General features: G+C 44.1%; 14 protein-coding genes. All 14 read right to left on the bottom strand.

All coding sequences use genetic code 11. The features are described 5' to 3' along the window. Positions 1–123 precede the first annotated feature (123 nt). Complete coding sequence (gene sigF / locus ACQVGS_RS09335; protein ID WP_024121925.1) at positions 124–891, bottom strand: RNA polymerase sporulation sigma factor SigF; 768 nt, start codon at positions 889–891, stop codon at positions 124–126. 11 nt (positions 892–902) lie between these two features. Then, positions 903–1,343, bottom strand: a complete 441-nt coding sequence (gene spoIIAB, locus ACQVGS_RS09330; RefSeq protein WP_010334803.1) for an anti-sigma F factor — start codon at positions 1,341–1,343, stop codon at positions 903–905. Then, the gene (gene spoIIAA, locus ACQVGS_RS09325) at positions 1,340–1,693 is read right to left on the bottom strand and encodes an anti-sigma F factor antagonist (RefSeq protein WP_010334804.1); all 354 of its coding nucleotides are present in this window, start codon (positions 1,691–1,693) and stop codon (positions 1,340–1,342) included. The genes spoIIAB and spoIIAA overlap by 4 nt, the downstream gene beginning before the upstream one ends. A 95-nt stretch (positions 1,694–1,788) precedes the next feature. After that, complete coding sequence (locus tag ACQVGS_RS09320) at positions 1,789–2,958, bottom strand: D-alanyl-D-alanine carboxypeptidase family protein (protein ID WP_127696805.1); 1,170 nt, start codon at positions 2,956–2,958, stop codon at positions 1,789–1,791. A 157-nt stretch (positions 2,959–3,115) separates the two neighbouring features. Then, positions 3,116–3,931 (bottom strand): purine nucleoside phosphorylase I, inosine and guanosine-specific, encoded by an 816-nt coding sequence (locus tag ACQVGS_RS09315; RefSeq protein WP_024121928.1) that lies wholly within the window; start codon positions 3,929–3,931, stop codon positions 3,116–3,118. Positions 3,932–3,943: 12 nt separating this feature from the next. After that, positions 3,944–5,128, bottom strand: coding sequence for a phosphopentomutase (gene deoB, locus ACQVGS_RS09310; RefSeq protein ID WP_024121929.1), 1,185 nt, complete (start codon positions 5,126–5,128; stop codon positions 3,944–3,946). Positions 5,129–5,289: 161 nt separating this feature from the next. Next, positions 5,290–6,180, bottom strand: coding sequence for a site-specific tyrosine recombinase XerD (gene xerD, locus ACQVGS_RS09305; RefSeq protein ID WP_095713215.1), 891 nt, complete (start codon positions 6,178–6,180; stop codon positions 5,290–5,292). A 7-nt stretch (positions 6,181–6,187) separates the two neighbouring features. Beyond that, positions 6,188–6,415, bottom strand: coding sequence for a YqzK family protein (locus tag ACQVGS_RS09300; protein ID WP_010334808.1), 228 nt, complete (start codon positions 6,413–6,415; stop codon positions 6,188–6,190). A 124-nt stretch (positions 6,416–6,539) separates the two neighbouring features. After that, complete coding sequence (gene fur, locus ACQVGS_RS09295; protein WP_024121932.1) at positions 6,540–6,989, bottom strand: ferric iron uptake transcriptional regulator; 450 nt, start codon at positions 6,987–6,989, stop codon at positions 6,540–6,542. Positions 6,990–7,101: 112 nt separating this feature from the next. Continuing rightward, entirely contained in the window at positions 7,102–7,746 is a 645-nt protein-coding gene (spoIIM, locus tag ACQVGS_RS09290) for a stage II sporulation protein M (RefSeq protein WP_024121933.1), read from the bottom strand. A 97-nt stretch (positions 7,747–7,843) separates the two neighbouring features. Beyond that, on the bottom strand, positions 7,844–8,041 hold the full coding sequence (brfA, locus tag ACQVGS_RS09285; protein ID WP_254517701.1) for a ribosome rescue factor BrfA: 198 nt from the start codon (positions 8,039–8,041) through the stop codon (positions 7,844–7,846). A gap of 114 nt (positions 8,042–8,155) precedes the next feature. Further along, entirely contained in the window at positions 8,156–9,478 is a 1,323-nt protein-coding gene (locus ACQVGS_RS09280) for an NAD-dependent malic enzyme (RefSeq protein WP_095713217.1), read from the bottom strand. 15 nt (positions 9,479–9,493) lie between these two features. Continuing rightward, positions 9,494–10,900 (bottom strand): malate-H+/Na+-lactate antiporter MleN, encoded by a 1,407-nt coding sequence (mleN, locus tag ACQVGS_RS09275; RefSeq protein WP_024121936.1) that lies wholly within the window; start codon positions 10,898–10,900, stop codon positions 9,494–9,496. 140 nt (positions 10,901–11,040) lie between these two features. After that, positions 11,041–12,468: an aspartate ammonia-lyase gene (aspA, locus tag ACQVGS_RS09270; protein ID WP_491831455.1), complete on the bottom strand. Its 1,428-nt coding sequence runs from the start codon at positions 12,466–12,468 to the stop codon at positions 11,041–11,043. Position 12,469: the final 1 nt, after the last annotated feature.

Here is a 12,469-nt window from a genome sequence, read left to right as displayed (position 1 = left end):
GATCACCATCTTTCGGTGGTTATATATGTAGTATGTGGTTCGATTTTGTTCTCATTCATCCGCTTGAAAAGACCATAAATTACCACGCTTTCGCAAAACAAAAAGCCAGCCTGCAGTGACAGACTAGCTTTCCGTATGATCCATTTGAACCTTGATCTGCTTTAATATTTTCTTTTCAAGCCTGGATACCTGCACCTGGGATATCCCCAGCCGCTCAGCAACTTCTGACTGCGTCTGATCTTTATAATACCGAAGATAGACGATTAATTTTTCTCTTTCTTCTAAATCGCTTATGGCTTCTTTCAGCGCAATTTTATCAAACCATTTCTCTTCTGAGTTATCGGCGATTTGGTCAAGCAGGGTAATCGGATCTCCGTCATTTTCATAAACTGTCTCATGAATCGAAGACGGGGCTCTTACTGCCTCTTGGGCAAGCACGACATCCTCAGCTTCAATTTCCAAGTGTTCGGCGATTTCCTGTACGGTCGGCACCCTGCCCAGTGTTTTTGAAAGTTCATCTTTCGCTCGGCGGATTTTGTTGCCAAGCTCTTTTAATGATCTTGACACCTTGACAGTTCCGTCATCACGGATAAAACGCTGGATTTCGCCGATAATCATCGGCACTGCATATGTCGAGAAGCGCACATCATAGGTTAAATCAAATTTATCAACAGATTTTAACAGCCCGATGCAGCCAATCTGAAAGAGGTCATCAGGCTCATATCCTCTGTTTAAAAACCGCTGTACGACAGACCAAACAAGACGCATGTTTTTTTCTATGAGGAGGTCTCTTGCCTGCTGGTCGCCATCTTGGCTCTGTTTGATTAATTCCTTTACTTCATGGTCCTTCAGCTGAGCGTTCTTACCGTTTTTCTTAACCTCCACATCCATAACAAATCTCCTTAATTACAAAGCGCTTTGCTTTTTGATAAGTGCTTTGTTAAGCGAATCGTCGTCCCCATTTCGGGTGATGAATCGATACTGACATCATCCATGAAATTTTCCATAATGGTAAAGCCCATTCCAGAACGCTCCAGCTCAGGCTTTGTTGTGAATAAAGGCTGCCGGGCTTCTTCCAGATCTGTAATGCCGAGCCCTTCATCACGGATGGTCATATATACGACATGATCTTCCAGCGTCACCGAGATATATACTTTTCCATCGCCATTTTCTTCATAACCATGGATGATGGCATTCGTCACCGCTTCTGATACCACAGTTTTGATCTCGGTGAGTTCATCCATGGTCGGGTCAAGCTGTGCAATAAATGAAGCAACTGTCACACGCGCAAACGATTCATTTTGGCTGAGGGCGGAAAATTCAAGGTGCATTTCATTTTTCATGATGCCACCCCCAGTGTGAGCAGTGCCTGCTGCTCAGATTGTTCAAAGCGAATAATTTTAAACAGGCCAGACATATCAAACAGCCGTTTCACTGCCGGAGAGATGGCGCAAACGACCATTTCCCCGCCAATTTGCTTAATTTGTTTGTATCTGCCTAAAATAACGCCAAGCCCCGAGCTGTCCATAAAGGAAAGGTCCTCCAGATTCAGCACGATATGACGAATATCATCCTTTTCCAATGATTCCGTTACTTTTTGTTTCAGCGTTTCAGCCGTATGGTGATCGAGTTCGCCTGTTAATCGAATACAAAGCACTGATTCTTTGACATGCATGTCAATTCCAAGGCTCATGCTCATTCCTCCTTGATATGATCGGATAATGAGTGTTTCGATTTCGCAGGAATGAATTCCTTCACCGTGACAAAACTAGTGATCATTCGGCATAATTACTTAAATTTTGTCCAATCTCCCATTGCCCTCTTTAAAAACGTTAAATATCCGGCTTTTTCCATATCATCTTTGGCGACGACAGGACTTTCAGCAAGCACTTTTCCGTCCTTTTTCAGCACCAGCGTGCCAAGCTCTTGGCCCTTTTGAACCGGAGCGCTTACATTGTTGTTCATTTTAATTTCTTTTTTCACATGTTTCATATCCTCGCCTTTTTTCGTCAATACAGAAATCGGCTCAGAAGTGGTGAGTTCTATCACTTTTTGTTTGCCTTTTTTGACCTTTGCTTTTGCTACCGTTTCATTTCGTTTGTATAAAGGATGTGTCTCATATTGGCTGAAAGCATAATCAAGCATCTTTGTGACTTGCGCATTTCTTTCCTTAGGTGTGCTTGCCCCGAACACAACGGCAATCGCCCGCATGTTCCCTTTTTTAGCCGAAGCGGTCAGGCAGTATTTCGCTTCTCCTGTATAGCCTGTTTTGACGCCGTCTACACCGGGATAAAATTTGATAAGCCTATTTGTATTCACTAACCAAAACTTTTTATCTGTGTTTTCACGTAAATAATCCTCATACGTACCTGTAAACTTGGTGATTGATTCATATTTCAATAATTCCTTAGCCATAATTGCCATGTCATAAGCCGAGCTGTAATGCCCTTCCTCAGTCAAGCCAGTCGGGTTTTTAAAGGATGTATCTTTTAATCCCAGCTCTTTCGCTTTTTTGTTCATTTTTTTCACAAATTCATCCTCGGAGCCTGAAATAAATTCAGCCATCGCTACGGATGCGTCATTTCCTGATGCAATCGCAATGCCCTTCAGCATTTCTGTAACTGTCATTTCCTCCCCGGGCTCAAGGAAAATCTGTGATCCGCCCATTGAAGCAGCATGTTCGCTCGTACGGACCTTATCACTCATCTTGATTTTTCCTTCGTCTAAGGCTTCCATGATTAAAAGCATCGTCATGATTTTTGTCATGCTTGCAGGCGCCAGTCTCTCACTGCTGTTCTTGTTGTAAAGCACTTTTCCAGTATCACGTTCAATCAGCACCGCAGACTTGGCTTCATGAGCAAGCTCCGATGTATGTTTTCCGTCTTGTTTTGCAAATGCGGACGGTGCAAATGTAAGCAGCATCATACCAATCAACAAAGTGGATAAAAGACGTTTCATCTCAAAAGCCCTCCATTTCATAATCCTTTTTATTTTTTCCAAGCTGAATGGTTTTATACACCACTGTTGGAAAATGTTTCAGGACTTTTTCGACATAAAAAAAGACAGCTGTTTCGATTAGAAACAGCTGTCTTCTTATTTTTTCTGAATTCCATTTTTATTCGTACTTAGCAACTACCGCTTTCACAAGCTGCAAGAATCCGGCTTTCACCTTTTCTGTCACTTCCATGACCTCATCGTGAGATAAAGGCTGATCCAAAATTCCGGCTGCTGCGTTCGAAATGCAGGAAATGCCGAGTACGCGGAGACCCGCATGGTTTGCCACAATCACTTCCGGTACGGTAGACATGCCGACTGCATCAGAACCCATTGTTCTTAAAAAGCGCACTTCCGCCGGTGTTTCGTAGGAAGGACCTGTCACAGCGGTATACACACCTTTTTGAATTGGAATGTTAAGGTCTTTCGCCATTTTTTCAGCCAGGCTGGATAGATCTTTATCATAGGCTGAAGACATATCAGGAAATCTGGCGCCGAAATCTGCTTCATTTGGCCCGATTAATGGGTTTGTCCCCATAAAGTTAATGTGATCTGTAATGATCATTAAGTCTCCCGCACGGAATTCAGTGTTTACGCCCCCTGCCGCATTTGTCACGATCAAAGCCTCGACTCCGAGCGCTTTCATGACGCGAACAGGAAAAGTGACTTTTTCCATTGAATAGCCTTCATAGAAATGAAAGCGGCCCTGCATGGCGATGACGGTAACTCCCTCAAGTGTGCCAAGCACAAGCTGTCCGGCGTGTCCCTCAACCGTTGATACCGGGAATTCCGGGATATCCTCATATTTCAGCTTAACAGGATTTTCGATTTCATCAGCCAAAATACCAAGACCTGAGCCTAAAATAAGGCCGATCTTTGGTGATTCAGGCAAGTTTTGTTGAATAAAAGCGGCTGCGCGTTCGATTCTGTCTTTCAAGAAACAGTCCCCCTATTGTAATAAAGATAAAAAGCTTTTACCGTATTTCGGTTTTTTTGTTTGGAAGTTATCGGCGATGGTTGCGCCGATATCGGCAAATGTATCTGCGAGCGGCAGCATTTGCGCTTTCTCATGTTTTTTGCTGTATGCAAGAATCGGCACATACTCACGTGTATGGTCTGTTCCGTGATGAATCGGATCATTGCCGTGATCGGCTGTAATGATTAACAGATCATCTTCTTTCATTTGTTCGAATACTTCCGGAAGACGAGCATCAAATTCTTCAAGCGCGCGTCCGTAGCCCTCCGGATCACGGCGATGGCCGTATAAGGCGTCAAAATCAACAAGGTTTGCAAAGCTCAGACCCGTAAAGTCTTCTCCGAGCGTGTCAACCACCTTGTCCATTCCATCCATATTGGATACCGTTCTGCGGGAAGACGTAATTCCTTCTCCATCATAAATATCAGAAATTTTTCCGATTGAAATGACATCTAAGCCACTGTCTTTCAATTCATTCATCACAGTGCGGTCAAACGGCTTAAGCGCATAGTCGTGGCGGTTTGGTGTCCGTTTGAAATGTCCCGGCTCGCCGACGAACGGCCGTGCGATAATACGGCCTACCATATATTTCGGATCAAGCGTCAGCTCTCTCGCCGTTTCACAAATGCGGTACAGTTCTTCAAGCGGAACAACTTCTTCGTGAGCGGCAATTTGCAGAACAGAGTCAGCTGAAGTGTACACAATTAAAGCGCCTGTCTCCATATGCTCTTTGCCGAGTTCATCCAAAATAGCTGTGCCAGAAGCCGGCTTGTTTCCAATAATTTTGCGGCCCGATCTTTTCTCAAGCTCCTGAAGCAGTTCATCAGGAAAGCCTTCAGGGAACACTTTAAACGGTTTATCAATGTATAAGCCCATGATCTCCCAATGGCCTGTCATTGTATCTTTGCCGTTTGACGCTTCTTGCATTTTTCCAAAGTACGCGAGCGGCTGTTCTGTTTTTTCAACGCCCTTGATATCACCAATAAGGCCAAGGCCGAGTTTTGCCATATTCGGCATATGTAATCCGTTCATGTGCTCGGCAATATGCCCGAGCGTATTGGCGCCTACGTCATTAAAGTCGGCGGCATCAGGCGCTTCGCCAATTCCGACTGAATCCATTACGATTAAAAACACGCGATTATATTTGTATGCAGGCATCATAAAAGCCTCCTTTTTTTCTATACGTCTATTGTATCGCCTAGAGGTCTGACAACTCAAGTATAAACCGTTTTCATTCCTGTTGACAATGCATTTGAAAATAATGAGAAACTTCATTATTTTCTGTCTGGCCTAAAGAAAAAAGCCGCAGCCTGCTGCGGCTAGGCACGCGGATGGTACTGCTTGTACACATCCTTCAGCCTTGTTTTCGTCACATGCGTATAGATTTGCGTCGTAGATATATCCGCATGGCCGAGCATTTCCTGCACCGCTCTTAAATCAGCCCCGTTTTCAAGCAGATGCGTTGCAAAGGAATGCCTGAGTGTATGCGGGGTGAGCTCTTTTTTGATTCCGGCTTCGAGCGCGATTTTCTTCAGATTTTTCCAAAACCCCTGGCGGCTGATCTGCTTGCCGTGATGATTTAAAAAGAGTGCGTCAGACACTTTGTTCTTCAGCAGTTTCCCCCTGGCTTTCATCATATATTCTTCAATAGCAGAAGCAGCGGTTTCACCGATCGGCACAATCCGCTCTTTCCTTCCTTTTCCGAAGCAGCGGACAAATCCCATTGACAAATGGACATCTGTCGTTTTCAATTCAATCATTTCACTGACTCGGATACCTGTGGCATAGAGCAGCTCCAGCATCGCTTTATCCCGATAGCCAAAAGGACTCGTAAGCTTAGGCGTGTCCAACAGCCGCTCAACCTCGTTCAGCGCCAGCACCTTCGGAAGCGTCCGTTCTGTTTTTTGTGTTTCGATATGTACGGAAGGGTCTTTGTCCGTCACCTTTTCCCTAAGCAGAAATTGATGAAAAGAGCGAATCGATGCCAAATGCCGCGCTGATGTCTTTCCGGATTTCCCCGAGTCCTTCAAGTGCTTCAAATATTGGATAATATGTATACGGGTCACATCGTTCCAATTGTTGATATGAAGGGTTTCTGTTAAATAAAGAGAATAGCTTTTCAAGTCACGCTCATAGGAGACCACCGTATTTTGAGAAAGCCCTCTCTCTACCATGACATAGTGGATGAAATCCTTTATTTGATCTTTCACTCTAGATCTACTCCCCATTTTGGTAAAAAAAGATTAACCGGTCAAACCATCCGCCTTTTTCTTCCGCATCCATTTCAACAACTTTTACGGCAGAGCCTTCCGGTTTATCGTACCGATGATAGTTTTCATACTCTTGATTTACCCATATCATAGCATAATAGAAGAGAGCGGTAAAACCTGTGAACAGAATAAAAACCTTCAATGTATCAACAGCCGTTTTCAGGAATCTTCCCATGTCCCAATCGATCCTTTCTCTATGGTTCCAGTTATTTAAACCATATGCCAAATCAGAAAGGAATTATACGTCGAAACAGCAAAAAACCCTTTCCCCAAGAGAAAAGGTTCGAGCCCGGCATCGTCTATTCAGTTTCTTTTCCGTTACAGCGGTGGCAAATGCCGTGAAACGTCAATCTATGATCTTTGATCTTAAATTTCCAATCACGTTCAATGACTTCTTCTACGTCTTCAAGCAAATCTTCTTCAATTTCATCAACGGCTCCGCACTCCATGCACACCAAGTGGTGATGGAAGTGAGCTGCCCCCTCCTTACGAAGATCGTAACGGGACACGCCGTCTCCAAAGTTAATTTTATCAACGACTTTTAATTCAGTTAGTAATTCAAGCGTACGGTATACTGTTGCGAGACCGATCTCAGGAGATTTCTCTTTTACGAGGAGGTATACATCTTCTGCGCTTAAATGGTCTTCTTCGTTTTCAAGCAGCACTCTTACTGTCGCTTCACGCTGAGGCGTAAGTTTGTAGCTGGATGAGTGCAGCTGTTTCTTAATTCGATCAATACGGTTTTCCATGTCTTTCCCTCCTACGCCGCATTCCATGACTCATTATAACAAAATAAGCGCGGAGTTCCAACTATAATTATTATAAACTGATAAATAAAATGATTTTCTTTTAATAATATTTTTAAAAAAGTCGCGATGTCAGCTTTTCCATCAAAACAGGCGACATGTATGCTTCAAAGAGAGACGAGATCAGCGCTAAAAATAAAATGATCAGGAGAACAACAGCATATCGCCCGAACCACTGGATCGGCGCATCATGCAGACTTCGTTTGACGAACAGCTGCCTGATCAGCTTTAAAGAAAATGCAATCGCACACGTGCCCATAATGAGGTAAGCCGGAATAAGCAGCACATTTTGCGGCAAAACCGAGACAAAGGATAAGAAAAAACCGCTGATTCCCATCTGGTTGACGAGAAATCCCACAGTAAATCCGACAACAATTCCTTTTAGAAAAATCATAATGAAAATGATCGGCATACCAATCACAGAAATGCCTAAAATCCACATCAGCCCTAAATACTTTACATTATGAAAAATGCTTTGCCAAAACATATCGGATGAGCTGGCCTGCTTTCCGTCTGATAGCTGTCCGAAAAATTGGCTTAAATAATAATATAAATCTTCTTTCTGGCTGATCGTCATGCTGTTCACAATAATAGCGCCAAAAATCACACCCATGAAAAACAGGACAGACACAAATATATAAAGTGAGAGATGATCCTTTACATGCCCGAGAAACATGTCCTTATAAGAAATTTTCCGCATATCGTTTCCTCCCGCCCGCTCTATTGATTTGATTTAATAGATTGTATGAAAGAAACGAAAAAACATGCTCTTTTTCAAAAAGAAACGATAGAGATTGCTAGGCGGCTGTTTCGGGCATAAAAAAATCCCTATCATCAAAGGCATTATGATCATAAGGATTTTTGTGTTTATGCTTTCTTTTAACCATTCTTTCATGGGTGCTGAAGGATGGAGAACTGCCTCTTGATAATAAGGCGTCCCGTCCGCTGTTTCTAAGCAGATGCTCCCGTTTTCTTTTCGCTCGGCTTTTTGCCATGCTGACCACTCCCTGTTTCATTTTGGTTCATGATAGCAAATGGAACATGTTATTAAAATGTTTTGAATCTGTCAGAAAAAAACAGCACCTGTCGTGCCAGGTGCTGTTTTCATTTTAATGTTTGACTGCTGTAAGAGCTGCGCGTTCAACGGCGGCTGTCACTTCGTGATGGACCTTTGAATCCAGCGGCTGCGGAACCACATCGCCTGGCTTTGTGCAGGCTGCAATGGCCTCTGCTGCCGCCACAAGCATATCGTGATTGATCTCCTTGCTTTTGGCATTCAGTGCTCCTCTGAATATACCCGGGAAGCCAAGCACATTATTCACAGACCGCCCGTCAGCCGCATACGCTGCGCCGGCCTGCAAAGCAGCCTCAGGCTCAATTTCCGGCTTCGGATTGGATAATGCCAATATGACCTGACCAGATCGTACGAATTCAGGTTTAATTAAACCAGGAACTCCTGTTGTGGCAATGACAATATCACATGTTCCCATTAACTCTTCGATGCTGTCAGCTGTCTGTCCGCCGTATTGCTCAAGACGACTCATCGCCGCCTCTGATTTGTCTGTACCGCATACAGCTTTGACGCCGTAAGCCATAAACATCCGGCAGATGGCTACGCCCGCTGCGCCGAGGCCGATCTGCCCCACTTTTGCTTCTTTCAAGTCAACGCCCGCGCTTTCACATGCCGAAATGGCAGCTGCCAGCGTGACGACAGCTGTCCCATGCTGATCATCGTGCATGACAGGGATATTGAGCTCCTCTTTTAGGCGATCTTCAATTTCGAAGCAATGCGGTGACCCGATATCCTCAAGCAGGATGCCGTTAAATCCTGGTGAAATATGTTTTACCGTATTGATAATTTCTTCAGGATCACTTGTATCCAGCAAAATCGGGATACCGCTGATCCCTGCCAGCTGATCAAACAGCGCTGCCTTTCCTTCCATAACAGGCATTCCCGCCACAGAGCCGATGTTACCAAGGCCGAGAATCGCTGTTCCATCGGTTACAATTGCGACCGAGTTGCTGATTGTTGTGTAGATATCAGCCTTCTGAGGTTCTTTCTCGATCAGTCTGCAGACGTCTGCTACACCTGGGGTATAGACACGCCCGAGCTCTGCCAGCGAACGGATTGGCATTTTGCTTTTCATTTGGATTTTTCCGCCTTCATGAGCAGACAGGACTTCATCAGATACCGTGTGAAGCCTGATCCCTTCGCCAAGAGCCTGAACAGCCATGATCACTTCCTGAAGCTGTTCTTCATTTTCCACTTGTACAGTAATATTGCGCATCGTGTAATTGGGTCCGACTTTTACCGTCTCCACATCACCAATGTCTCCGCCCAGAAGGCCGATTGCTGTAGCCACTCTTCCGAGATTTCCGGGAACCGAAGGCGTTTCTATCATCAGTGTCCGAATCATGTGTTTCGCTATCATTCAGTGATCCTCCCCTTAGCCTAGTTTTTCAGCTTGAGCTGTATCGTTTTTCGTATACCATATACATTTTCCTGTATAACCATAGATAATGGCAAGACCTATTGCGACAAAACTGAGCCACATAAATGGCAGATAAGAGAAGGTAGAAACTCCTAAAATCCCGGCCATGTAAATGCCGTTATCAGACCAAGGGACCATACCTGAAGTCAAAGTTCCCCCGACCTCTGAATTACGGGATAGAACTCTTCTGTCCAGATGCAAACGGTCATAGCTGTCTTCCATAATCTTCGGTGTCAAAATAAGAGATACATACATAGCACACCCGAAGATGTTCGCCAAAAATGCTACAATCAGCGTAGATAATGTCACATTGCCTGCTGATGTTAATTTCTTTTCAAAAGTAGAGACAATCACTTTTAATACACCGAGTTTTTCAAGCAATCCGCCAAAGCCGAGACCAAAGATAATCACGACGAGAGAGTCAAGCATACCGACGATGCCTCCGCGGTTTAAGAGGCCGTTTAAAAACTCAACATCTGTTTTAATAGAGAATCCGTTGTACGCAGTTGCAATCGCATCGGCGATATTCATGCCTTGGAAAATAGCAGCCCAAGCAGCCCCAAGCAATGCACCAATTACGATAACCGGCATAGACGGCTTTTTCATCGCTAATAAGACGATTACGACAACAGCCGGAATCAGCATCCAAATATGAATGTCAAATGTATTCTGCAATGAAGATTTCAAAAATTCAACTTTGTCGAGATCAATATTTTTCCCGCCGTACATAAATCCAACAGCTGTAAAGAGAATAGCCGTAATCACATATGCTGGTATTGATAAATAAAGCATCGCTCTGACGTGAGCCAATACATCCACTTTTGATAATGAAGAAGCCAGGACTGTACTGTCAGACAGAGGAGACAGCTTGTCCCCGAAGTAAGCTCCGGAAAGAATGGCTCCAGCTACAAGAGGAAGCGGGATTCCGAGGCCTTCACCAATTGCGATCATGGCAATGCCGGCTGTTCCTACTGTTCCCCATGACGTTCCTGTCGCTACAGACATAATAGAACAAATAATTAACGTTGCGAGTAAAAAGATACTAGGATGAATAAATTCTAATCCATAATAAATCAAGGTCGGCACGACGCCTCCGGCAATCCATGTTCCAATGAGCGCTCCGACTGAAACGAGAATCAGAACAGCTTCAAGACCATTAGATATCCCATGAACAATCGCGTTTTGCAGATCTTTATATGAATAACCCAGTCTGATTCCGAGAATCATTGCAATAAACCAAGAAACAAAAAGCGCTAGCTGTATTGGCAAGTCTAAAAAGACTGTAAACGACAGAACAAGTGCTAAAAATGCTCCTAGTACGATAATAATTTCAAATAGTGTTGGCAATCTTACATCCTTCAAAAGAAGTCCCCCTTAATGAAAAAGCTAAAACGCTTTCAATAAATAGTGCAACACGTATACTATACTTCCTCATCCCTATGCTTGTAAACAGCTTATTCACCGGCTAACCAGGGGTGAATAAGCTGCATTTTGTTTAAATTTTATTTTTCTAATAGCTCTTTTCCAGCAATCCCTGGCTTTGTCATCTCGTATGGATTTAAAATGATATCCAATTCTTCTTCTGTCAGCACATCATGCTGAAGGCAAAGATCACGGACGGATTGGCCTGTCATAATCGCTTCCCTGGCGATTCGGGCAGCCGCTTCATAACCAAGATGCGGATTCACAGCGGTAATAACGCCAGCGCTTTTTTCTACGTATTGTTTCAAGCGTTTTTCATTAGCTTCGATGCCTTTTAAGCAATAGTCAGTGAAGGAACGGAAACCATTGTTCATAATGCTGATTGATTGCAGCAGATTAAAGACGAGCACTGGCTCCATAACGTTTAACTCAAGCTGACCTGCTTCTGAAGCTAGGCAGATGGTATTATCGTTTCCAATCACCTGGAACGCAATTTGGTTAATGAGCTCCGCCATAACCGGATTGACTTTACCCGGCATGATGGAAGATCCCGGCTGGCGGGCAGGCAGAGAAATCTCCGCAAGTCCGGCGCGCGGTCCCGATGCCATTAAACGAAGATCGTTTGCGATCTTCGACATGTTCATCATGCAGACTTTTAATGATGCAGAAACTTCTGTGTAAGCGTCTGTATTTTGCGTTGCATCGACAAGATGGTCAGCGCCGACAAGAGGCAGTCCGCTAATATCAGCAAGGTGTTTAACGACTTGTTTGATATATCCCGGATCGGCGTTCAGGCCAGTGCCGACTGCAGTAGCGCCCATGTTGACTTCATACAGGTGCTGCCGTGATTGTTTAATGCGTTTAATATCACGCTCAAGAACACGGCTGTATGCATCAAATTCCTGGCCGAGACGAATCGGAACAGCGTCTTGAAGGTGAGTCCGTCCCATTTTAATGACAGAATCAAATTCCTGTGCTTTTTGTTTAAACACACCATGCATGTCTTCCATCGTATTAAGCAGTTTTTCCAACAGATTCAGTGTAGAAATATGAATGGCTGTCGGAAACACATCGTTTGTTGACTGTGACATATTAACGTGTGTGTTAGGGCTTAAGTGGATGTATTCTCCCTTTTTATGACCCATGATTTCGAGCGCGCGGTTTCCGATGACCTCGTTCGCATTCATGTTCATGGATGTACCAGCGCCGCCTTGAATCGGATCGACGATAAACTGGTCGTGCCACTTGCCTTCCAGAATCTCGTCAGCGGCTTGTACGATAGCTTGGCCAATTCCTTCATACAGCCGTTTTACATCCATGTTTGCAAGAGCGGCAGCTTTTTTTACAATCGCCAGCGCGTTAATCATTTCTTCATGGATTTTATATCCCGTAATCGGAAAGTTTTCTGAAGCACGCAGCGTTTGGATGCCGTAATAGACATCTGCTTCAATTTGTTTTTCTCCAAGGAAATCTTTTTCCACGCGGTATTCTTTTTGGCCGTTTAACATA

It is taken from the genome of Bacillus sp. SD127, assembly GCF_058566445.1.
This window is presented reverse-complemented; position numbering and strand designations above follow the sequence as displayed.